This is a genomic window from Janthinobacterium sp. TND4EL3 (genome assembly GCF_900156175.1).
Classification (GTDB): Bacteria; Pseudomonadota; Gammaproteobacteria; order Burkholderiales; family Burkholderiaceae_D; genus Janthinobacterium.
In genome coordinates this window covers 186,949-209,353 of record NZ_FTMV01000007.1, presented here as the reverse complement: position 1 = coordinate 209,353, position 22,405 = coordinate 186,949, and the positions used below count along the sequence as shown (strand labels likewise).

General features: G+C 62.7%; 23 protein-coding genes. 10 read left to right on the top strand and 13 right to left on the bottom strand.

Annotated features, from left to right (window positions below; all coding sequences use genetic code 11):
* Positions 1-136 precede the first annotated feature (136 nt).
* Positions 137-1,030: an RNA polymerase sigma factor RpoH gene (rpoH, locus tag BXA07_RS13385; RefSeq protein WP_076568393.1), complete on the top strand. Its 894-nt coding sequence runs from the start codon at positions 137-139 to the stop codon at positions 1,028-1,030.
* A gap of 90 nt (positions 1,031-1,120) precedes the next feature.
* Here rpoH and BXA07_RS13380 read toward each other — a convergent pair whose 3' ends face one another.
* Positions 1,121-1,387, bottom strand: coding sequence for a hypothetical protein (locus BXA07_RS13380; RefSeq protein WP_076568392.1), 267 nt, complete (start codon positions 1,385-1,387; stop codon positions 1,121-1,123).
* 177 nt (positions 1,388-1,564) lie between these two features.
* Here BXA07_RS13380 and BXA07_RS13375 point away from each other — a divergent pair, with 177 nt between their 5' ends.
* A complete protein-coding gene (locus BXA07_RS13375) occupies positions 1,565-2,017 on the top strand; it encodes a hypothetical protein (protein ID WP_076568391.1) in 453 nt (150 codons plus the stop codon).
* Here the strand turns inward: BXA07_RS13375 and BXA07_RS13370 are convergent.
* Both BXA07_RS13370 and BXA07_RS13365 read right to left on the bottom strand, forming a co-directional pair.
* Positions 2,014-2,361, bottom strand: a complete 348-nt coding sequence (locus BXA07_RS13370; protein ID WP_076568390.1) for an antibiotic biosynthesis monooxygenase family protein — start codon at positions 2,359-2,361, stop codon at positions 2,014-2,016. The genes BXA07_RS13375 and BXA07_RS13370 overlap by 4 nt on opposite strands.
* Positions 2,358-3,494, bottom strand: a complete 1,137-nt coding sequence (locus BXA07_RS13365; RefSeq protein ID WP_076568468.1) for a cytochrome P450 family protein — start codon at positions 3,492-3,494, stop codon at positions 2,358-2,360. The genes BXA07_RS13370 and BXA07_RS13365 overlap by 4 nt, the downstream gene beginning before the upstream one ends.
* A gap of 76 nt (positions 3,495-3,570) precedes the next feature.
* Here BXA07_RS13365 and BXA07_RS13360 point away from each other — a divergent pair, with 76 nt between their 5' ends.
* The 5 genes from BXA07_RS13360 to BXA07_RS13340 all read left to right on the top strand — a co-directional run bounded on the left by BXA07_RS13360 (position 3,571) and on the right by BXA07_RS13340 (position 10,124).
* The gene (locus tag BXA07_RS13360) at positions 3,571-4,290 is read left to right on the top strand and encodes an ArsR/SmtB family transcription factor (RefSeq protein WP_076568389.1); all 720 of its coding nucleotides are present in this window, start codon (positions 3,571-3,573) and stop codon (positions 4,288-4,290) included.
* A 112-nt stretch (positions 4,291-4,402) separates the two neighbouring features.
* Positions 4,403-5,257: a DUF3667 domain-containing protein gene (locus tag BXA07_RS13355; protein WP_244556271.1), complete on the top strand. Its 855-nt coding sequence runs from the start codon at positions 4,403-4,405 to the stop codon at positions 5,255-5,257.
* A 70-nt stretch (positions 5,258-5,327) separates the two neighbouring features.
* Positions 5,328-6,059, top strand: a complete 732-nt coding sequence (locus BXA07_RS13350) for an ABC transporter ATP-binding protein (protein ID WP_076568387.1) — start codon at positions 5,328-5,330, stop codon at positions 6,057-6,059.
* A complete protein-coding gene (locus BXA07_RS13345) occupies positions 6,056-8,398 on the top strand; it encodes a CPBP family intramembrane glutamic endopeptidase (protein WP_076568386.1) in 2,343 nt (780 codons plus the stop codon). The genes BXA07_RS13350 and BXA07_RS13345 overlap by 4 nt, the downstream gene beginning before the upstream one ends.
* A gap of 73 nt (positions 8,399-8,471) precedes the next feature.
* The gene (locus BXA07_RS13340; protein WP_212592294.1) at positions 8,472-10,124 is read left to right on the top strand and encodes a patatin-like phospholipase family protein; all 1,653 of its coding nucleotides are present in this window, start codon (positions 8,472-8,474) and stop codon (positions 10,122-10,124) included.
* A 38-nt stretch (positions 10,125-10,162) separates the two neighbouring features.
* On the opposite strand, the gene BXA07_RS13335 is transcribed toward BXA07_RS13340, so the two are convergent.
* The 6 genes from BXA07_RS13335 to BXA07_RS13310 all read right to left on the bottom strand — a co-directional run bounded on the left by BXA07_RS13335 (position 10,163) and on the right by BXA07_RS13310 (position 14,672).
* Complete coding sequence (locus BXA07_RS13335) at positions 10,163-11,050, bottom strand: hypothetical protein (protein ID WP_139335557.1); 888 nt, start codon at positions 11,048-11,050, stop codon at positions 10,163-10,165.
* A 158-nt stretch (positions 11,051-11,208) separates the two neighbouring features.
* Positions 11,209-11,427: a hypothetical protein gene (locus BXA07_RS31305; protein WP_034784905.1), complete on the bottom strand. Its 219-nt coding sequence runs from the start codon at positions 11,425-11,427 to the stop codon at positions 11,209-11,211.
* Between the two features lie 79 nt (positions 11,428-11,506).
* On the bottom strand, positions 11,507-12,088 hold the full coding sequence (locus BXA07_RS13325; RefSeq protein ID WP_076568383.1) for a TerD family protein: 582 nt from the start codon (positions 12,086-12,088) through the stop codon (positions 11,507-11,509).
* Between the two features lie 34 nt (positions 12,089-12,122).
* On the bottom strand, positions 12,123-12,818 hold the full coding sequence (locus tag BXA07_RS13320) for a TIGR00266 family protein (protein WP_076568382.1): 696 nt from the start codon (positions 12,816-12,818) through the stop codon (positions 12,123-12,125).
* Positions 12,819-12,891: 73 nt separating this feature from the next.
* The gene (locus BXA07_RS13315) at positions 12,892-13,467 is read right to left on the bottom strand and encodes a TerD family protein (RefSeq protein WP_076568381.1); all 576 of its coding nucleotides are present in this window, start codon (positions 13,465-13,467) and stop codon (positions 12,892-12,894) included.
* Positions 13,468-13,598: 131 nt separating this feature from the next.
* Entirely contained in the window at positions 13,599-14,672 is a 1,074-nt protein-coding gene (locus BXA07_RS13310) for a DUF475 domain-containing protein (RefSeq protein ID WP_076568380.1), read from the bottom strand.
* Positions 14,673-14,789: 117 nt separating this feature from the next.
* Here BXA07_RS13310 and nhaR point away from each other — a divergent pair, with 117 nt between their 5' ends.
* From nhaR to BXA07_RS13295, 3 genes are all read left to right on the top strand, one after another.
* Positions 14,790-15,704 carry a transcriptional activator NhaR gene (gene nhaR / locus BXA07_RS13305; protein WP_076568379.1) on the top strand — a complete coding sequence of 305 codons (915 nt, stop codon included), beginning with the start codon at positions 14,790-14,792 and terminating at the stop codon, positions 15,702-15,704.
* A 124-nt stretch (positions 15,705-15,828) separates the two neighbouring features.
* Positions 15,829-17,163, top strand: coding sequence for an MFS transporter (locus BXA07_RS13300; RefSeq protein WP_139335556.1), 1,335 nt, complete (start codon positions 15,829-15,831; stop codon positions 17,161-17,163).
* Between the two features lie 119 nt (positions 17,164-17,282).
* A complete protein-coding gene (locus BXA07_RS13295) occupies positions 17,283-18,623 on the top strand; it encodes a hemolysin family protein (protein ID WP_076568467.1) in 1,341 nt (446 codons plus the stop codon).
* On the opposite strand, the gene BXA07_RS13290 is transcribed toward BXA07_RS13295, so the two are convergent.
* Genes BXA07_RS13290 through BXA07_RS13275 form a run of 4 tightly spaced genes read right to left on the bottom strand, consistent with a single transcriptional unit; the run spans position 18,620 to position 22,401 of the window.
* Positions 18,620-19,699, bottom strand: coding sequence for an AI-2E family transporter (locus tag BXA07_RS13290; protein ID WP_076568377.1), 1,080 nt, complete (start codon positions 19,697-19,699; stop codon positions 18,620-18,622). The genes BXA07_RS13295 and BXA07_RS13290 overlap by 4 nt on opposite strands.
* Positions 19,700-19,741: 42 nt before the next feature.
* The gene (locus tag BXA07_RS13285) at positions 19,742-20,335 is read right to left on the bottom strand and encodes an SCO family protein (RefSeq protein ID WP_076568376.1); all 594 of its coding nucleotides are present in this window, start codon (positions 20,333-20,335) and stop codon (positions 19,742-19,744) included.
* Positions 20,332-21,231: a heme o synthase gene (gene cyoE / locus BXA07_RS13280; RefSeq protein WP_076568375.1), complete on the bottom strand. Its 900-nt coding sequence runs from the start codon at positions 21,229-21,231 to the stop codon at positions 20,332-20,334. The genes BXA07_RS13285 and cyoE overlap by 4 nt, the downstream gene beginning before the upstream one ends.
* Positions 21,232-22,401, bottom strand: coding sequence for a COX15/CtaA family protein (locus tag BXA07_RS13275; RefSeq protein WP_076568466.1), 1,170 nt, complete (start codon positions 22,399-22,401; stop codon positions 21,232-21,234).
* Between the last annotated feature and the right edge of the window lie 4 nt (positions 22,402-22,405).

Below are 22,405 nucleotides of genomic sequence, written 5' to 3'. Positions count from 1 at the left end.
CATGAGCGCCAGATGTAGGTGGTGCCGCGACCTGCAAAGTGCAAGACCGGATACGCAAGAACGAACTAAAAATAGACCATGTCGTGTGACATGGTCAACTGGAACAAAGCAAGACTACGAGGGAGAAAACATGACTATGATGTCCGCAACGTCCGCATTGGTTCCCACCAAGAATAACGCGCTGGGCCTCGGGTTCACCGGCAATCTGGGCAATATCGACGCCTATATTTCGGCCGTGAACCGTCTGCCCATGTTGACCCACGCCGAAGAAATGTCGCTGGCGAAACGCCTGCGCGAAAAGAATGACCTGGCCGCCGCGCAAGAACTGGTGCTGTCGCACCTGCGCCTGGTGGTCTCGATTGCCCGCGGCTACCTGGGCTATGGCTTGCCGCACGCCGACCTGATTCAGGAAGGCAATATCGGCTTGATGAAAGCCGTGAAACGCTTCGACCCTGACCAGGGCGTGCGCCTGGTGTCGTACGCCATGCACTGGGTGAAGGCCGAGATGCACGAGTACATCCTGAAAAACTGGCGCCTGGTCAAAGTGGCGACGACGAAGGCGCAGCGCAAGCTGTTCTTCAACCTGCGCAGCCACAAGACGGGCCTCGATGCAATGACGCCGAAGCAGATCGATGCGCTGGCCAAGCTGCTCGACGTGAAGCGTGAAGAAGTGATCGAGATGGAAACGCGCCTGAGCGGCCGCGACATCGCCCTGGAATCGCCGACCGACGATGAAGACGACAAGTTTTCGCCGATCGCCTACCTGTCGTCGGAGCAAAGCGAGCCGACCAAGGTGCTGGAAGCGGAGCAGGTGACGCGTTTGCAATCGGAAGGCCTGGAAACGGCCTTGAGCAAGCTCGACGACCGTTCGCGCCGCATCATCGAAGCGCGCTGGCTGGCCAACGACGACGGCTCCGGCGCCACCCTGCACACCTTGGCAGAAGAGTTCGGCGTTTCGGCCGAGCGCATCCGCCAGATCGAAGTGGCGGCGCTGAAGAAAATGAAGGGCGCGCTGGCTGCCTACGTGTAATCGAAAGCAATGCCGCAATGTCAAAGGCGCCGCAAGGCGCCTTTTAGTTTTGTATCTTGATATTTATCAACAGATAAACATTGTCAGCCCTTACGCTGCAGCCAGGCCCTTGGCAAGCAGTTCGGCGACCAATTCATTCAGATCCGCGCCGCGCTCCTTGGCCAGGGTCTGCAATTGCAAGACCAGATCGCTGTTCAGCTTGACGGCGAATGGCACCAGGCCCAGGGCCTGATCGCGCTTGCGCTGCTCGCGGCGGTCGACGACCACCGCTTCCTTACCGAATGCACCGGCGCCGGGAACATTCATCTTTCCCATCAGTTTCTTGGCATCGCTTTTGGCCAGGTCGGTTTTTTTCATGGTTGTTTCCTGATTTTCAAAACAGCCATTCTACGCAGTAATCGGCGCGCCGCGTGGACGGCGCATCAATTCATCCGCAGCGCGCCAGGAGTGCGCCGGAAAAATATCATTTTGTTATTATTATTTTCATCTCTTGCGTGGACGCCACGCCGGGACGCTCCACCTGAAAGGAAAAACATGCATTATCTACCTCTATCGTGCCGCACGTGGCTGTTCCCCCTGTTCATCGCCTGCCTGGCCGTGCTGGCCGGCTGCGGCGCGGCCGGCAGCGCCGGCGACGCGGAAAACACGCCGCGCAGCGTCACCCATGTGCTGTCGCCGGGCCAGCAGGTGGCCATCACGGCCACCGATACCCTGAAGCTCGAGCGCGTCAACGACAGCCGTTGCCGCAAGGGCGCCGTGTGCGTGTGGAAGGGCTACGTCAGCTACAGTTTCAGTTTGCTCAACAGCGCGGGCGCCACCGACATCGTCCTGTCCGAGTCCATGCCCGGCGCGTCCAGCTCCGTCACCGTCAACCATCTGACGTTCACCCTGCTCGACGTGGACCCCGCCACGCCGCCGCCCCTGAACGCGGCCGAACCCGCCTACCGGGTCAAGGTCAAGATTACGCAGGGCGCGCTGCCCCGCTAAATACCGTGGCGGCGCTGGCTGTCGGCAGGCGCCTGCTGCCGCTCCAGCATGCCGTAATCGCGCACGACGGCGGCGATGCGCAGCCGGTAATCGTCGAACACGCCCTGCCGGCCGGCCGACTGCGCCGCCCGGTGCGCTTCCAGCTGGCGCCACTGCGCCAGCGCCGCCTCGTCGCGAAAGAAAGACAGCGACAGCAGTTTGCCTGGCTCGCTCAGGCTGCCGAAGCGTTCGATGGAAAGGAAGCCGTCGACCTCGTCGAGCAAGGGCCGCAGGGACGCCGCCAGGTCCAGGTACTGCTGGCGCCCTTCGGCGCCGGGCCAGACTTCGAAAATCACGGCAATCATGCGCTGGCTCCTTGCATAAACACGGGGATACGGGCGTTCAGCGAAGGCAGATAACTCCACGCCAGCGCCATGTCTTCCAGCCCCTCGGCCCATGCCTGCAAACAAGCCGTGGCAATCGTCTGCGCGATGGACTGGCCCGGACAGGCGTGGCGGCCATGGCCAAAGCCTGACTCCGCCTGGCCGGCGCTGGCCAGCACGACGATAATCATCTGTCCGGCCGGTATGCGCACGCCGTGCAATTGCACGTCCTCCGCCGTGTAGCGGCGCGTGTTGTGGATCGAGGGATCACGCTGGCTGACGTCGCGCAACAGGGCCGGCCATCGCCCGGGTGCGGCGCGCAGTTGCGTGCACAACTCCGGCTGCGCGCGCAAGGCCACGACGGCATTGCCCAGCAAGCCGGCCGTGGCGTCGCAGGTCTGCGACAGCAAGCCCACGAGGTTGGCCAGCACGCCGCCAGACGCGTGCCAGCCGACGGCATCCGCCCCGGCCACGATGTCGTGCAGCAAGCTGCCGGGCAAGGCCTCCGCCTCGCGCAGCAAGGCAGTGAAACCTTGCAGCAAGGCATAGGCTGCTTGCTGCGCGCCGGCCAGTTGTTCGCCATTGCTGAGCGGCGACAGACAGGCGACAAAATCACGCGTCCAGGCGGCCAGCGCCGGCCATTGCGCTGGCGCAAAGCCCAGCAAGTCCGCCATGGCGAACAGGGGCAGCTCAAAAATCGCTTCGTTCAGCCGCGCGACGCGGCCGGGAACGCGGTCACCGGCAAGATCCATCACCCGCCCATGCAGGCGCGCCAGGTCCACCTGGGCCAGCGCGCGCGCCAGCACCTGTTTCGGCACGGCATACCGTTCGCCGTCGTTCATGCGCACCAGTTCCGCAAAAATCGCGCCGCATGGCGTGCCTGCCAGGTTCTGCGGCACGGCCTGCCCCAGCGGGCGCACGCGGCAAGCGGGATGCGCGAGCACGGCTTGCACGCCGGCCGCGCCCGTCGCCAGCCAGCAATCGAGCGGCGCGTCGAAACGCAGCGGCGGGCCTTCCGCCAGGCGGCGATAGTAGCCGTACGGCGCCGCGTGGGTGGCGGCGGCGAGCGGGTGAACAGGGTCGGCGGGATCGATAAGAAGGTCGGCGAACGGCATGCGCATTCCATTGCAGTGAAGTGGGGACACGAGTATGCTGGTCCTTCCACCACAACACTTCGCCCACGGACGAATCATGGAAGACAAGTTTCCCTCGGCCGACCTGGGCCTGGCGCAACTGGCCGGTGCCATCGCGGAACCGGCCCGCGCGCGCATGCTGTGCAGCCTGCTCGACGGCCATGCGCGCACGGCCACGGAATTGGCTACGCTGGCCGACGTGGGCGCCTCGACAGCCAGCGCCCATCTGGCGCGCCTGCGCACAGATCGATTGCTGACCATGGTGGCGCAGGGCAAGCACCGCTATTACCGCCTGGCCAGCGTAGAGGTGGGCCAGGCGCTCGAAGCGCTGCTGGTGGTGGCCGGCGTGGCGGCAACGCCGTTTACGCCCACCACGCCGGACCGCTTGCGCCGCGCGCGCACCTGCTACGACCACATGGCCGGCACGGTGGCCGTCGCCTTGCACGACCAGTTGCATGCGCAAGGCTGGCTGCTCGACGACGGCGGCGAATATCGCCTGTCGGAAGCGGGCGCGGCCAGCATGGCGGCGCTGGGCATCGACGTGCCGCAACTGCAGCGCCAGCGCCGCCGCTTCGCCTGTGCCTGCCTGGACTGGAGCGAACGGCGCGCCCACCTGGGCGGCGCGCTGGGGGCGGCCCTGCTGCAGCTGGCCCTGCGCCAGGGCTGGGCCGAGCGCGAATTCGACAGCCGCGCCCTGCGCGTCACGCCAAGCGGCGAGCGGCGCCTGCTGGCCGTATTTGCCTGCCTCTCAACGGTGCCGGCATTTTGTATCTCATAAGCAACTATCGAGAGAAAAATGCCCTTTTATCATTGTTTTCATTCATCATAGGCTGCGCCCTTCAGCGCGCATTTTTCCCTTTCGGCCATGGAAAGAGTCCATCTTGAAAACAGTGTCACCCAGCACCAGTCCCGCCAGCACCTGCCATAACTGCCACACCGACGCGCCAGGCAACTTCTGCAGCGCCTGCGGCCAATCCACCGTCCTGCACGTGCCCAGCGCGCGCGAATTCCTGCATGAATTTGTCGCCCATTATGTGGCGCTCGAAGGCAAGCTGTGGCGTACCCTGGCCCTGCTGCTGTTCCGACCGGGCGCGCTGACGAACGAGTACATTGCGGGGCGCCGCGTGCGTTACGTGGAACCGCTGCGCGTATACCTGACTTTCAGCATCCTGTTCTTTGCCATCCTCAAGTTCGGCAGCCCCGACTTGTTCCTCACCGTCCACAGCCAGCAACCCCAGGCGAGCGCCCACGCCCCAAGTCAGACTCCGGAAAACAATGCGCCGGACATGCAGGTCAGCATCCTGGGCCAGACACCCACGCTGCCACATCAGTGGCAAGACTTTCAGCAACTGCCCGTGGCCGGAAAGCAAAAGCTGATAAGGGAGAGCTTTTTTCATTACGCACCCTATGCCATGTTTGGCCTGATGCCGCTGTTCGCCCTGTTCCTGAAGATCCTCTACCTGGGCAGCGGACGGCGCTATGGCGAGCATTTCCTGTTCGCCTTGCATACGAATGCCTTTGCCTTCATCACGATGGCGCTCATGACCGTGATCCCCGTCGATATTGTCCGCCTCGCGCTCGGCGCCTGGCTGCTCGGCTACCTCCCCTGGGCCATGTGGCGCGTGTATCCAAGCGGCAAGCTCGCCACCGTCTGCCGCTGGCTGGTACTGATGGCAGCCTATGCCCTCGCCATGAGCCTGGCGATCGTGGCCTGCATCGCCACGGGCGTGATGCTGCGCCATTAGGCAGCAAGGAGCGTTGGGGCGGCGCCGTATCGGGCTATCATCCCGCACGCGCTCTTTTTTGGGATACACGATGATTGTTTTTGAAGGCTTGTCCAAACAGTACGGCACGTTCGAGGCCGTCAAGCCGCTCACCTTACAGGTAGGAAAAGGCGAGGTCTTCGGCTTCCTGGGCCCGAACGGGGCCGGCAAGACCACCACCATCCGCATGCTGATGGGCATCCTGGTTCCCAGCAGCGGCCGCGTGCTGGTCGACGGCCTCGATTGCCACCGCGACGGCGCCGCCGTCAAGCGCAAGGTGGGCTACCTGCCCGACAACCCCATCTTTTACGATTATTTGCGGGGCCGCGAAATCCTGCAATTCGTTGCCGAAATGCATGGTTTCACGCGCGCGGAAGCGGCTACCCGCGCGGCGCGGCTGCTCAGCGAATTCGGCCTCGATGAAGCGGCAGAAGACTTTGCCGTCAATTATTCACTGGGCATGAAGAAAAAGCTGGGCCTGGCCTGCGCGCTGATCCACGATCCGGCCGTGCTGATCCTCGATGAACCGATCAACGGCCTGGACCCGCGCGCCTCGCGCGAAGTACAGGAACGGCTGCTGCGCATCGCCGCCGCCGGCACCACGATCTTCGTTTCCACGCATTTGCTCGACATGGCGCAAAAGCTGTGCAGCCGCGTGGCCATCATCCACCGGGGCGCGCTGGCGGCCACGGGCAGCCTGGACGAGATTCGCCGGCAACTGTCGAGCGACGGCAGCCTGGAAGATATCTTCCTGCAGTTGACCGATGCAACGGCGGCCGCATGACGCCGGCGCCGCTCACCGCGTGGCGCGCCGTCTGGCTGCTGACACGCTTGCGCCTGCAGCGCCTGCTCAACGTCAGCGGCCGCGGCTTCGCCTTCAGGAAGGCCCGCCAGGGCCGCCCCGCCACGCCGGGCAAGAAACGGGGCCGCTGGCTGCTGGGCGTGCTGCTGTTCCTGCCCATGCTGTTTTCCTTCGGCACCATCGCGCGCCATGGCGTGCTCAACATGCATTGCCTACTCGACCAGGTGGCGGCCTGCCAGGCGCAAGGCAGCATGCAGGCGGGCGAACGCCTGCTGGCGCCCGTCATCGCCGAATTCATCGGGCACCCGTTCAGTACGGCGCTGGCAGGCGGCCTGACCCTGCAATTGATGCTGCTGTGGCTGGTCAGCGTGTTGTTGCCACTAGGCATGGGCGAGCTGTCGAAACCGGACTGGGACCTGGAATGGCTGGTCACCTTGCCGGTCGACAAAGCCACGCTGCTGTGGGCGCGCGTGCTCGAACGCACGGTCGTCAATCCGGCCGGCCTGCTGGCCTTGTGGCCCAGCACCACCATGATCGCCTGGTACTCGGGCCAGGGCTGGCTTTCTCCGCTGTCCGGGCTGGCGGCCAGCCTGCTCCTGCTGGCCCTGGCCGCCATGCTGCGCACCCTGGTCGATACGGGCCTGCGCCTGTCGCTCAGTCCGGCACGGCTGGGCAACCTGCAGGCGCTGCTCTCGGTGGCCGGGGTATTTCCCATGTATATGGGCATGTCCTTCGGCATGGGCGCGGGCGGCTTTGCCCATGGCTGGGCCGCAGCCATGCCCGCCTGGAGCGGCTGGACGCCGCCCGGCCTGCTGGTGCGCGTGCTCAATGCCGCCAGCCCGGCGGCCGCGCTGTTGCCGGCCTGCCTGCTGCTGGCGCAAGCGCTGCTGCTGATGTGGCTGGGCATGGCGATGCTGCGGCGCCAGTTGCGCCATGGCGTCGTGGGCGCGGGACAACGCGAAGCGAGCCGCAAGCGTTCGCCGGCGGTGCTGCCTGCTGGCCAGTGGCGCGCCCGCATCGGCACGGTGATCCAGCGCCGCGAACTGACCCTGCTGATGCGCGACCGTAACTTCATGGTGCAAACGCTGCTGCTGCCGCTGCTCATCCTCGGCGGCCAGGCCGTATTCTCGGGCCAGGCGCGCGACCTGCATGCGTTGCTGGCCAGCCCCGCGCTGCTGGCATCGACGGGCTTTTTCCTCGGCAGCTATGTGCTGATGATGTCGGCCTTCCAGACCCTGAACAAGGAAGGCGGCGCGCTGTGGCTGCTGTACACGTTTCCCGTTTCCATCGACCAGGCGCTGCGCCAGAAGGCGCAGCTGTGGGCCGTGCTGGCCCTGCTGTATCCCGTCATCCTGTTCGGTGCGGCGCTGGCCTGGCTGCCCGCCTGGTCGTGGCAGACGGCGGGCCTGATGCTGCTGGCCCTGGCCGGCATCCCCCTGTATTCGATGATCGCCGTGGCGCTGGGCGTGTTTGCCAGCGACCCGCTGGCCACGGAAGCAACGGCGAAAATACGCCCCACGTACATGTATCTGTACCTGCTGCTGACGGGCTTGTACCTCACCGCGCTGGCGGCCGGCAGCGTGGTGCAGCAGCTGGTGTTTGTCGTGCTGACGGTGGCGCTGGCCCTGGCACTGTGGCAAAAGGCGCGCGACGAACTGCCGTACCTGCTCGACCCGGCCGCCTCGCCGCCGGCCACGGTATCGGCGGCAGACGGCCTGATCGCCGCCATGCTGTTTTTTACCCTGCAGACACTGGCCTTGATCCTGCTCAAGGACACGGCCGGTGCAACGCTGGCGCAAGTGCTCATCGCCTTCGGCGCAGCCGGCGCGCTCACGTACGTGCTGGTGCGCCTCGTCTACTGGCGCAGCAGGACGGCAGGCGTGCCGCACATCGGACCAGGCCGGCAGCCATGGCGGCTGGGCGCGGCAGCCGCGCTGCTGGCGGCCCTCGTCGGCATTGCCTACCTGGCCATCGTGCAAGCCTGCGGCTGGCCAGCTGCGCGCGCGCCGCTGGCGGCCGGGGCGGGCTGGGACGCAGCCTGGCTGGCAGGACTGGCGCTGCTGGCCGCGCCCCTGTGCGAGGAATTCATCTTCCGCGGCCTGCTGCAGGGCGGCTTGCGCCGTTCGCTGCCCGCCTGGCAAGCCATTGCCATCGGCGCGGCCTTCTTCGCCATCGTCCATCCGCCTGTGTCCATGCTGCCCGTCTTCGTGCTGGGCCTGTGCGCGGGCGCCGCCTATGAACGCAGCGGATCGCTGCTGGCGCCCATGCTGGCGCACGCCGGCTATAACGCCGCCATCCTCGCTTTTCAGCTGCACGCTTAAGTAAAGACAAGTTTGCTAGAATCGCACACGTTTTCCGTCCGTATCCCAAACCATGACTACGCACAGATCCCGCATGCATCCACGCTTGTTTGTCCCCCTTGTCCTCGTTGCGCTGCTGAGCGGCTGCACGGTACTGGCCCTGCGCCCCAACAGCGGCGTCGAAAACCGCACCTTCGCCGTGCAGGAGTCGCCGCGCCTGCGCATCGATGCCCCCAAGGCGCGCATCGAGAACCCGATGCCCAACGACCATTTCATCGGCATCGCCCTGTCCGGCGGCGGCAGCCGCGCGGCCAATTTCTCGGCGGCCTCGCTGGAGCAGCTGGAGCAGTTCGGCCTCGTCAGCGGCGCCTCGGCCATCTCCGGCGTGTCCGGCGGCGCCATCGCGGGCGGCTACTACGCCTTGCATGGCAAGCAGACGGATTGGCCCTTGCTGCGCAGCAAGCTGAAAACGGATTTCTTTGGCCAGACCATCCTGAAACCCGCCAACCTGACGACGATGTTGCTGACGAACAAGACGCGCACGTCCTTCCTGTCCGACGTGCTGGACGATGTGCTGTACGACAAGAAAACCTATCAGGACTTGCCGCACGACGGCCCCATCTTCCTGGCCAACGCGACGGACGCCACCGATGGCGGCAAGCGCGTGGTGTTTTCCTATGAGTATTTTTACGGCACCCTGCATTCGCCGATCCAGGATATCCGCCTGGCCACGGCCGTGGCCACCTCGGCCGCCTTTCCCGGCGTCTTCGATTCCGTCACCTTCGAGCGTTTCCGCCCGAAAAACACCTTCGTGCCGGAGCTCGGTTCCGAATCGCGCGAATCGCCGTCCTACGTGCACCTGTTCGACGGCGGCGCGGCCGACAACCTGGGCGTGGAAACCCTGTGGGACGCGGCCCTGACTCAGCTGTACGGCAACGACATGGCCATCGTGCCGCCGCGCCTGAACAGCAAGCCCTTCATCCTCATCTCCATCGACGCCAACGCGCCCAATTCCAGCGCCGTGTTTGAAAAGATGTCGGACGAGCGCCAGCCGCTGGACCGCATCTTCAACAAGAATATCTACGACGCCGTCGATGCCCTGTTCTCGCGCCAGCGCAAGGAAAACCTCGTCAAGATGGGCTTTGGACAGGCCCGCTTCGACACGGTCACGCACGAAAACTTCGGCGACCTGAGCCAGAAATTCGTCAAGGGCAAGCGCACCTCGGCCTTTGCCATTCCCGTGCTGTGCCGGCCCCATCTGGGCCAATACCGCTGCGAAGTCGATGCGGCCGCCCCCATGCCGGGCCAGGTCCGCACCACGCTGGAAGGCTTCGCCTGGCATATTTCCATCGATGAAATCGCCTCGCTGGCCCTGCGCCTGGCCAGCGACGATGCGCAAGTCAATTTTGCGCGCAAGCAAGAGCGCGCGGCCCTCGTCAAGCTGCAGCGCCTGGCCACGCAAACGAAGACCCACCTGAAACTGACGGGACCGGAAAACTGCAGCCCGGAAGTGCTGCAATCGGCGCTGTACAGCGCGGCGCGCGTGCTGATCCTCGACGACGAAGAATCGCGCTTCGCCCTGTGCGACTACATGCTGGCGGGCAAACTGATCAACGACGACACCGTCTGCAAGCAGCGCTACGTGCACGCCGTGCCCAGCTTTGCCATCGAAAGCGAGGACTTACAGTACCGCAACCTGAGTTCGGACGGCAATTCCGTCAACGTGCCGATCCGCTGCAAGAAGTGAGCGTCCTGGCACGGCTTGCCCCGCAGTTGGCAAGGCGGCTACAACGCCAGCACCCGCTTGCCGTGCACCCATTCCAGGCTGCCATACGGCGATATCCGGTTCAGTTGCTGCAAGGAATTGAGTGCCAAGGCAGGATCGCGTTTGACATATTTTGTATAGGCGCCGATATAAAACAAGCTTTCGGCAAAGGCATCCTGCTGTTCTTCAGCGTCCTTGCGCGCAATTAAGCGTGATAACTCCGTCAGATTATCCGCGCCCTGCCACATTCTTAACAGCGCGCCATAATGCGACTTGCTATTCTTTTCAATATGGACAGCCTGCTTTTCAAGATTCGCATTGGCAAGCGAAGCATCGTTTGCACGCGCCATGATATAGCGATAGACCACTGCCCGATATTCCGCGAATTCAGGTTCATCGGACGTATATTCCGTATCCGCCAGATAGGCCAACGCGTTTTTCCAGTCACCCAATTCAACGCTGGAAAAAGCGGCGAGTATGAAGCCGGATTGATGCATTGCCAACCTGCCGGCCCGCTCATCCGGTTTGGCGGCAGCCGCCGCCTGGCGTTCACTGTCAAGTAGCGGCGCCAGCAGGGCCAATGCATCGGCTGCACGTCCCTGGGTAAAAAAAATCGTTGCTTTGGTAACAGTGAAAGACGCATGCTGTTCCGGCGTGGCAATCCGCAACGCTTGCTCGACCAAAGGCAAAGCTTCTTGCGAACGGTCCAGGGAGTCCAGCGCGGCCGCTTGCATTATCAGCATGTCCGCCTTGCTTTTATCACTCAGCTCCTTTTTCCCCAAAATCTGCGCCAGTTTCAACTGCCGCTCGTGCGTTTCTTGAAGAAAGTTTTCCTGGGCTTGCGATAAATTACTGGCCAGCACCAGCGCGCCAACCATCACGCAAGAAATTACTTTAGATAACAACATAGATTACTCGATCATGGGACATAAAATAGCGAGTATATCAAGCAAAATTAACTGATAGAAACTTTCCCCAAGCGTAAATATCTGTCCAACCAAAAAAAATGACGCGCACGATTACTCGTGCGCGTCATTAGCGCAAGGATTCCTGGCGCCCGGTTGATTTAGATCAACCGACTACGCCTGCGCATGTAGCTGCGGCTTAATGCACCTTCCAATTCCTGCTCCGTTTTATGCTGGTTCACCGTGTACAGGGCCCACAGGGCCGCCGGCGCCCAGCCGATCACAGTGCACTGCAAGATCAAGGCGGCGGCACCAGCCAGCGGGCGCCCCAGCATGAAAAACGTGAGACACGGAAGTAGCAAGGCTATCAGCAATCGCATCACGACATACTCTCCTAAATATAGAGCAGCGGACAAGGGCCGGTATCCGGTCCGTCCCCCGCCCGCTGCGTACTGCTCCTTATAGATGCACTGAGATTTGCGGCATCAAGTCGTCAAAAGTGCGACCGTTGCCGTTTTCTCCGATGGCGTGCATCTTCCATTCGCCGTTATGGCGGTACAGCTTGGCCATGATCTGTGCCGTGTGGGAACCTTGCACAGACAGGTTGAAACGCGCGACTTCCTGGTTATTGCTCGCATTCAAGATGCGGCAATAGGCGTTTTCCACCTGCGAGAAGTTCTGGCCAGTAAAGCTGTTGACGGTGAAGACCAGGCTTTTCACGTGCGCCGGCACGGTCGACAGATCGACATTGATCTGTTCGTCGTCGCCGTCGCCCGCGCCCGTGCGGTTGTCGCCCGTGTGAACGATGCTGCCGTCCTTGCTTTTCAGCTGGCGGAACCAGACGATGTCGGACGTGCTCTTGTTCTCGTCGAACATGATGCACGAGGCATCGAGGTCGACCGCTTCGGTCTTCGAACCGAAACCGAGGAAACCCTTGGTCTTGGCCGCATCCCAGCCCAGGCCCATGATGATGCGGGTCAGGGTGGTACCAGCTTCCTTGTCCAGAGAAATCTTCTGGCCCTTGCTCAAATTGACAGACATACGCATTGCTCCTGTTTAGTTAGTTACTGCTTGATTACGCCGGCTTGCTTTGCGTCCAGGTGAGGAAGGCCGCGCGGTTGCGCGAGCACACGAGGATTTTTCCCGCGCCTGAAAACTTCAGTACCATGCCCTCGCCGCTGGTCTGGCTATTGATCAAATTGCCCAGAAAGCCGCCGCTGCTGCCGGTCGTGATGGAAATTTCGTATTGCAGGCGCTTGTCCCAGCACACGACGTGGGCGTTATCGATCACCACGTCCTTGCCAGGGGTTACTTCCAGTTCCGATATCGCGCCAAAACCGGACACCGCCAACTGGCCGCTGCCTGCCGTCTCGGTGATGAAAAAACCACCGCTCTGGGCAAACAGCGCATTGCCAAGGCTTTGCGTGCGCACCTTCAATTCCACGCCAGAGCTGGCCGCCACGAAGGCGCCGTCGCTGATCATGTATTGCTGGGCGCCAATCTCAAGCACCCGCATCGCGCCAGGCAAGGTGGGCGACAGCAAGCAATCGCCATCGCCCCGCATGGCCTCGATATGTTGCTGAAAGAACGATTCGCCGTTGGCAAAGGTGCGCATCAGCGCAGCGCCTATGCCGCCCGTCATCTTGCCTTTCAGCTCAAGATTGGTTTCCATCATCACCATCGCATCGGATTCGCAATAAATCTTCTCGCCCTTGGCCAGCGATACATGCAGGAACGGGTCGTCGTCCCCGGTAATGGTAAAAACTGGCATCTGATTGTTCCTTCCTCAACGATGATGGTGATGGCGGCGGTGCGTACTGCGGACCGCCCTTGTTATTGACGACTTATACGCCGACGCCGAACGAGGCAGCCAAAGGACCTAAACCGCCTTTATATCCCTGACCGATGGCCTTGAACTTCCAATCGCCGCCGTTGCGGTAGATTTCGCCGAAGACCATGGCCGTTTCCGCCGAACCGTCTTCCGACAGGTCGAAGCGGGCGATTTCCGTGTTGCCGTTGGCATTGACGCAGCGCACATACGCCTTCGATACCATACCAAAGTTTTGCTTGCGCGCTTCGGCGTCATGAATCGTCACGCAGACGGCGATCTTGTCGATCTCGGCTGGCACGCTGGCCAGGTCGACGACGACGGTTTCATCGTCGCCATCGCCGGCGCCCGTCTTGTTGTCGCCCGAGTGGGTGACGGAGCCGTCGCTCGACTTCAGGTTGTTGTAGAAAATCATGTCGACGTCGGCGCGTACCTTGCCGTCGGCCTTCAGCAGGAACACGGAGCCGTCGATGTCGAACGCGGCGCCGTCGGTGGCGCGGGCATCCCAGCCCAGGCCGATGACCATCTTCGAAATGCCAGGGGCTTCCTTGCTCAGGTTGACGTTGCCGCCTTTTTGCAGACTGATTGCCATGATGTATTTCTCCTATGTGGGTTGTGTATGACCAAACACCTGGCGTCCTCCACCGGCCTGACTCCCCAGGCCGGCGGCGACGCTTGCTACAACTTGCCGACAAACGGGTGCAGTCGTTTGTCGCGCATTCTTTACACTGCCTTGACCGCTTCCAGCGCTTCCGTGCGGCCTTCTTCGAGGGCCATCCTGCGCTTGTAGCGTATCGACGACCACAGCGAGGCGAGAATGAAGGCCACGCCGATCAGACCCGTGAAGATCTCGGGAATGTGGAACTTCATGCTGACCAACATGATCACGGCCAGGATACCGATCGCATAGTGCGCGCCGTGCTCCAGATAAACGAACTCGTCGAGCGTGCCCTTGCGCACCAGGAACACCGTCATCGAACGCACGAACATCGCGCCGATTGCCAGGCCCAGCATGATGATCACGACATCCTTGGTGATGGCGAACGCGCCGATCACGCCGTCAAAGCTGAACGAGGCGTCGAGCACTTCCAGGTACAGGAAGCCGCCAATACCGCCACGCTTGACGATGTCGCCCACGTTGCCGTCGCCGTTATCGCCTTCCAGCAAGCCGCTGACCACGTCGACGCCCACGTAGGTCAAAATGCCCCACAGGCCGGCCGTCAGCACCACCAGTTTCTGGCCTTCTTCGATCATCGACAGGCTGGCCATCAGCGTGCCCAGCGCGATCATCACGGAAATCGACGAGATCTTGCCCAGCGCGCCCAGCTTTTCTTCAATACGGCCCAGCCAGTGCGTTTCCTTCTCCGAGTCCAGCAGGAAGTTCAGGAACACCAGCAGCAGGAAGATGCCGCCGAAAGCCGCCACTTCCGCGTGGTGGTTCGTCAGGTGCATCGAATACTGTTCCGGATTGCTCAGCGCCAGATTCCATACCTCCATCAAGCCCAGGTCAGCCGCTTGCGCCACGATGACCAGCGGGAACACCAGACGCATGCCGAAGACGGCGATGATGATGCCCACGCCGAGGAACAGTCCTTGCCAGAACTTGTCCCAGTTCTTCAATACCGAGGCGTTGACGACGGCGTTGTCAAACGACAGCGACACTTCCATCACGCCGAGGATCACCGCGATACCAAGCGCCGCCAGCATGGTCTGCACGCCACCGTGCGTATAACCCCACCAGGCGGAAATGCCCAGGCAGATAAATGTCACCAGAAATGACACTCTGAAATGTTTCATCGATAGTTCCCCGTTATCCAAATTCAATGGGACGTAGTATAGGGACGTGTGACATATTTAAAAATAGAAGATAATGGAAGTATTACTTCGTAAAAACAGAAGATAGAGGATGCAGCGATGAAAACCACGGGCTTCAATTACCGCCATTTGTACTTCTTCTGGGTCGTCGCCAAGGAAGGCGGCGTGACGCGCGCGGCCGAGCGCCTGGGGCTGGCCGTGCAAACCATCAGCACCCAGCTGGCCCTGCTGGAAAAGGAGCTGGGCCGCTCGCTGCTGCAGCCGCAGGGACGCCGCCTCGTGCCGACGGAAGCGGGCCGCCTGGCGCTCGGCTACGCGGACCAGATTTTTTTGCTCGGCGAGCAGATGCAGGATGCGCTGGCCGATGCGGACGCGGAAAAGATGCGCCTGACGGTGGGCATTTCCGATTCCCTGCCGAAACTGATGGCTTACCGCATGCTCGACGCCACGCGCAGCCTGGACCAGCCCGTCAAGCTCGTGTGCCTGGAAGATGAATTCGAATCGCTGCTGGCCGACCTGGCCCTGCACAAGCTGGACCTGGTGCTGACGGACCGTGCCGTGCCGGCCGGTGCCAGCCTGCGCGTGTCCAGCCACCTGTGGGGAGAGAGCGCCATGAAACTGTTCGGCATCCCCGCCCTGGCCGAACGCTACCGCGAAGATTTTCCGCACCGCCTCAGCGGCGCCCCCTTCCTGCTGCCGGCGCGCAATAACGCCTTGCGCGGGCGCATCGACGAATGGATGGTGCAGCAAGGCGTGCGCCCCGACGTGGTCGGCGAATTCGAGGACAACGCCATGCTCAACGCGTTTGGCCGCAAGGGCCTGGGCCTGTTCTTCGCCCCGGCCAGCCTGGCGGCCGACATCGAGGAGCAGTTCGGCGCCGTGCTGGTGGGCGATGCCTCGTCCCTGCGCGAACAGTTTTATGTGATTTCGAACGAACGCAAGATCATGCATCCGGCGCTCGGGGTGATCCTCGCCGCCATCCAGGGCCATCCGAAGATTCACAAGGAAACCTGATAAATCCATTCGAAAATAACGTTTGAATAATCAATCAAAAGCGATTGTAATGAAGCCTGAGACAAACACGCGCCCATCCCTCGCCGGCAGGGAGCGATTACCATAAAAAAACAGGAGCATTACCATGTCCATGGCAGGCAAGACGATCGATATTCCCGATCTCATCAATAACAACAGGATAGGCTCCTTCCAGATCGGCATGCTGATCCTGTGCGGGCTGTGCGTCATCATGGATGGCTTCGACGTGCAGGCCATGGGCTATGTGGCGCCCGCCATCATTGCCGACTGGCATGTCAGCAAGGCCAACCTGGGTCCCGTGTTCGGCGCGGGCCTGCTGGGCATGCTGGTCGGCTCGCTCGTCTTCAGCATCACGGCCGACAAGTTCGGCCGCCGTCCCGTGCTGATCGGCTCGACCATCTTCTTTTCGCTGTGCATGCTGGTCACGCCGCTGGCGACGAATATCGAGCAATTGCAGCTGATACGCTTCATTACCGGCCTGGGCCTGGGCGCCGTGATGCCGAACGCCATGGCGCTGGCCGGCGAATACAGCCCGCTGCGCAAGAAAGTCACCCTGATGATGCTGGTGTCGTGCGGCTTTACCCTGGGCGCCGTGCTGGGCGGATTATTGTCCGCCGCGCTGATTCCCGCCTTCGGCTGGCAATCCGTGTTTTACGTGGGCGGCGTCGTGCCGCTCGTCATCGGCGTGCTGATGTTCTTCCTGCTGCCGGAATCGATGCAATTCCTGGTCTTGAAGAAACGCAAGCTCGACAAGGTGGCGCAGTGGCTCAAACGCATCGACCCTACCGTCACCATCACGGCCGACACGCAATACCTCGTGCATGAAAAGGAACACAAGGGCGCCCCCGTGCTGCAATTGTTTACGGGCGGCCGCGCGAAGATGACGATTTTGTTGTGGGTCATCAACTTCATGAACTTGCTGAACCTGTATTTCCTGTCCAACTGGCTGCCGACGATCGCCAAGGAAGCGGGCCTGTCCACGGCCAACGCCGTGCTGGCCGGCACGGCCCTGCAAGTGGGCGGCACCATCGGCACCCTCGTCATGGGCCAGCTGATCGACCGCTCCAGCTTCCGCCGCATCCTGCTGCCCTGCTTCCTGGTCGCTGCCGTGGCCATTGCCCTGATCGGCCGTCCGGACGTGTCGCTGGCCTTCCTGTTCATCACCATCTTCATCGCCGGTTTCTGCGTGGTGGGCGGCCAGCCTGCCGTCAACGCCCTGGCGGCCAGCTACTACCCGACCACCCTGCGCTCGACGGGCATAGGCTGGAGCCTGGGCGTGGGTCGCATCGGCTCCATCATCGGCCCCGTGCTCGGTGGCGAGCTGATCCGCCTGAACTGGCCCAACAGCACGATTTTCCTCGTCGTCGCCATTCCCGCCATCGTCTCGGCCGTCATGGTCTTTGCCATGCGCGGCGGACCGCAAACGGCGGCCAAAGGCTGAAAAACGCGAAAAACCGGCCGCGCGCGCCCGCCTGCACGGGCGGGGCGCGCGGCTAAATTAGGCTATGCCGGCCTTCGTCGTTTAAGATGTCGTTTTTACAGCCCATCTTCAGCGCCCCCATGCACAATGTCTTGCTAGTCCTGCTCGCCCTCTTCCTGGTCGCGCTGAACGGTTTTTTTGTTGCCGCCGAATTTGGCATTGTCACCTTGCGCCGCACGCGCATCCGCGCCATCGCCAAGACACAGGGACTGCGGGGCCGCATCCTGGCCAAGGTGCATGGCCAGCTGGACGCCTACCTGTCCGCCTGCCAGCTGGGCATCACGCTGGCATCGCTGGGCCTGGGCTGGGTCGGCGAACCGGCGTTCGCCGGCTTGCTCGAACCGCTGTTCGGCGCCATCGGCGTCACCTCGCAAGAGCTGATCCACGGCGTCTCGTTCATCGTCGCCTTCAGCGTGATTTCCTTCCTGCACATCGTCGTGGGCGAACTGGCGCCCAAATCGATGGCCATCCGCAACCCGGAAGCCGTCGGCCTGTGGAGCGCCATTCCCCTGTACGGCTTTTACTGGACCATGTACCCGGCCATCTACCTGCTCAACGCCAGCGCCAACTGGGTGCTGCGCCTGGCGGGCCTGTCCGGCAAGGGCGGCCACGATGCCCATTACTCGTCCGAGGAATTGAAACTGATCCTGCGCACCAGCCAGCCCGGCGAAAAGTTTACGCGCGACGAGCGCAACATCCTGGCCCAGTCGCTTGATTTTGAACAAATGACGGTGTCGGACCTGATGCGCCCGATCAATGAAGTGATCGCCCTGCATGCGTCGAGTACGCTGGAAGAAAACCTCGACACGGTGCTGCGCAACCGCTTCAGCCGCTACCCGTATTTCGATACCAACGGCGACGACGTGCTGGGCGTGGTGCACCTGAAAGACCTGTTCTTTGCCCAGCAGGCGGGCAAGCCGATCACTTCGCTCACACCGTTTCTGCGTCCCGTCGACATCATTTCCGCGCGCACGCCGGCCCTGGAACTGTTCCGGCGCTTTCGCGACGGCGCGCCCCACTTCGCCCTGATCGGCGAAAAAGGCAAGCGCCCGCTGGGTTTCATCACCCTGGACAACTTGCTCGGCGCCATGGTCGGCGAAATCCGCGACGAATTCCGCCGCAATGAAAACGACTGGCTCAAGCAAAGCGACGGCACCCTGATCGGCAAGGCCAGCCTGCCCATCTTCTCGCTCGAACGCATCCTCGGCATCGATATCGAAAACGAGGAACTGGGCCTGGACGACGTGGAATCCGTGGGCGGCTTGATCATGGTCAAGCTCGGTGACATTCCGAAGCAGGGCCAGCGCATCACCTTCGTCGACTTCGACATCGTCGTCAAGAAGATGAACGGCCCGCGCATCGTGCTGATCAAGGTGATCCCGAAACAGGAACGCGATCTCGATGCCGATCTACGTGATTAGTCTTTTTTCAAGGTAAGCGTATCTTTGCCCTGCGGCACGGTGGTCTCGCCCACCGTCCACGTTTGCAGCAGGCTGTACAGTACGGCCAGCAGGGTCGGCCCGATGAAGATGCCGACGAAGCCGAAGGCCAGTACGCCGCCCAGCACGCCGAGCAGCACCAGCAGGAAGGGCAGGCTGCTGCCGCGGCTGATCAGCATGGGCTTGACGACGTTATCGACGCCGCTGATCAGCAGCGCGCCCCACACCAGCATGAAAATGCCCCAGCCCGTCTGGCCGTCTGAAAACAGCCAGATGGCGGCGCCGCCCCAGATCAATGGCGGGCCGACGGGGATCAGCGAAAAGATGAAGGTAGCCACGCCCAAGAGCGCGACGGCCGGCACGCCGGCGATCAGGAAGCCCACCACGGCCACCAGCGCCTGCGCCAGCGCCGTGCCCAGCAAGCCATACATGACGCCGCGCACGGTGCGGCTGATGGTCAGGCCCACGCCGGGCGCGCTGTCGCCGATGATGCGGCCGGCGCCCGTCATCAGGGCGCGGCTCAATTGCTGGCCATCGCGGTAGAGGAAGAAGCTGACGAACACGGCCAGGCTGGTCTGCGCCAGGCCCGTGCCCAGCAAAATACCGCCGGAAGCGAGGAAGTGGCGCGCCGGCTCCAGCATGGTCTTGCCCAAATTCAATAATTCCTCACGGTCGGCGAGCAGGCGCTCCACGTAGCCGGCGATGGTGTCGCCCACGACGGGAATGCTGGCCAGCCAGGCCGGCGGATGCAGGCCGCCCGCTTCCAGCGCGGCGCGGATCTGCTCGTAGATGCGCGAGACATTGTCCGCCAGGTTGTAGGTAACGAGGGCCAGCGGCAGCACGATGACCAGCAGCAGCGACAGGGTCATGATGGCGGCCGCCAGGTTGCGGCGGCCTTTCAGGCGTTCCAGCAGCAGCAGGTACAGGGGCCAGCTGGAAATGCCCACGCAGGCGGCAAACAGCATGGCGGCCAGGAAAGGCCGCAAGACGAAAAAGCAGCCGATCAGCAAGAAGATGATGGCTGCCAGGCGGGCGTGGGGCTCGAAACGTTTATCCATGTACTGCTGATCCTGAAGATGGCGCCCAGGGGCGCGACCGGGTCAGGATAGCAGAAGTTTAAGATCGTGCGCGATGGCGGCAGGCTTTTCGCCGTGGCGCACGAACAGGCGGATCTTGCCTTCGCGGTCGAACACATAGGTGCCGGCCGTGTGGTCGACCGTGTAGCTGCTGTCCGTCTCGCCCTCGACCTTGGCGTAATACACCTTGAATTCCTTGGCCACTTTGGCCGTCTGCTCCAGGCTGCCATAGAGGCCCACGAAACGCTTGTCGAAGGCCGGCACGTATTGCGCCAGCAGGGCTTGCGTGTCGCGTTCGGGGTCGACGGTGACGAACAGCACCTGCACCTGGTCCGCCTGCGGACCCATTTCCTGCATCACCTGGGCCATGTCGGCCATGGTGGTGGGGCAGACGTCCGGGCATTGCGTGTAGCCGAAGAACATCAGCACCAGCTTGCCCTTGTAGTCGGCCAGAGTGCGCGGATGGCCCGTGTGGTCCGTAAGCGCGAATTCGCGCGCGTAGCCCAGGCCCGTCACGTCCGTATTCTTGAATGCCAGCTTGGGCGCAGCAGGCTTGCCGCAGCCGGCCAGCACGACGGCCAGCGCGGCCGCCAGCAACAGGGTCAGGTATTTTTTCATGTTCCGAGGGGAATGTAGTGATCGACCAGCAAGGCTGCGAACAGCAATGCCAGGTAGATGATGGAAAACGTAAAGGCTTTGCGCGCGATCAAGTCCGTGTAGTGGCGGTACATCTTCCACGCGTAATACAGGAAGCCGGCGTTCAGCACCACGGCCGCAGCCAGGTAGATCAGGCCGCTCATGCGCACGGCGTACGGCAGCAAGGTGGTGGCGGCCAGCGCGATCGAGTACAGCCACACGTGGAATTGCGTGAATTGCATGCCGTGCGTGACGGGCAGCATGGGCAGGCCCGAGCGCGCGTAATCGTCGCGGCGGTACATGGCCAGCGCCCAGAAGTGCGGCGGCGTCCAGACGAAAATGATCAGGACCAGCAGCCACGCCTGCATCGGCACGTCGTTGGCGACGGCGGCCCAGCCCAGCGCGGGCGGCATGGCGCCGGACAGGCCGCCGATGACGATATTTTGCGGCGTGGCGGGTTTCAGCACCATGGTGTAGATCAAGGCATAGCCGACAAACGTGACAAAGGTCAGCCACATGGTCAGCGGATTGACGAGGTGATACAGGATCGCCATGCCCAGGCCGCCGATCGCGAGCGCGAACACCACCGTCTGTTTCACCGTGATGTCGCCCATGGCCATGGGGCGGCGCGCCGTGCGGGCCATGCGCGCATCGATTTCGCGCTCGGCCAGGCAGTTGACGGCAAACGCGGCACCGGCCAGCAGCCAGATGCCGATGGTGCCGAACACCACCGCATGCCAGTCGGGCAACTCCTCGCTGGCCAGGAACATGCCGATGACGGCGCAAAACACGGCCAGTTGCGTCACGCGGGGCTTGGTCAGCGCCCAATACTGGGCGATGCGGGGGGTAGGTTTACGGCTGAGTGTCTGTGTAGTCATTTATGCGGTACGGGAAGAACTGGCTGGTGCCGTGGGCACTGGCGCGGCGGCGGAGGCAGGTGTCCGCGCTACATCGAGTTGGAATTTAGCCTTGTAGTTTAGCATGGTCAGCAACAACACGAGCAGCGCCGCCCCGCCGTTATGCAGGACGGCAATCGACAATGGCCAGCTCAGGTAAATCGTCGCCAGGCCCGTGGCCGCCTGCAGGGCCAGCACTGCGGCGATCCACCGCGCCGTGCCGCGCAGGGATGGCAATGTCCACGCGCGCCACACCGTATAGCCGACGCCGGCCAGCACGACGAAGGCGAAGTTGCGGTGCACCCAGTGGATGGCCGTCAGCGCGGAAAACGGCAGGTAATGGCCGGCGGCCGTCTTGCCCAGTTCGCGCCACAGGTGGAAACCATGCTCGAAATCCATCTCCGGTATGACTTTGCCGCCGCACAGGGGGAAATCCGTGCAGGCCAGCGTGGCGTAGTTGGTGCTCACCCAGCCGCCCAGCGCGATCTGCACCGTCAGCAGCACGAGCGACAGGACGGCCAGCGCGCGCACGGGGCGCAGCACGGCAGCGTCCGCATCGGCGCGTTGCAGGGGGGAGACGGCGTTATCCTGGCGCCCGCCCAGCCACGTCAGCATGGCCAGCAAGCCCATGCCCAGCAGCAAGTGGATAGTGACGATCACGGGCTGCAGCTTCAAGGTGACGGTCCAGGCGCCGAACGCGCCTTGCAGGCAGACGAACAGGAACAGCGCCGTCGGCAGCGCGGGGGCGAACTCTGCCCGTTTGTTTTTCTTCCACTGGCGCCACGCCTGCACCATCATCGCCACGATCAAGACGCCGATGGCCATGGCCAGGTAGCGGTGCGTCATCTCGATCCACGCCTTCACCACCGTGACGGGACCCGTCGGCATCAGGGTCTCGGCCGCCACGATATGCTCATGCGCCAGGAAAGGATTGGCAGAACCATAACAACCGGGCCAGTCGGGGCAGCCCAGGCCGGAATCGGACAGGCGCGTAAAGCCGCCAAACATGATCAGGTCCACCGTCAGGAAGACGGCGATCCACACGAGCTTGCGGTACTTATTGGCGTCCGCGGACACCCACACCATGCTCAAAGGCAACAGCGCCACCAGCAAGCCCGTCAAACCCAGCTGGGCCAGCGCGGAAAGATGCATCGTC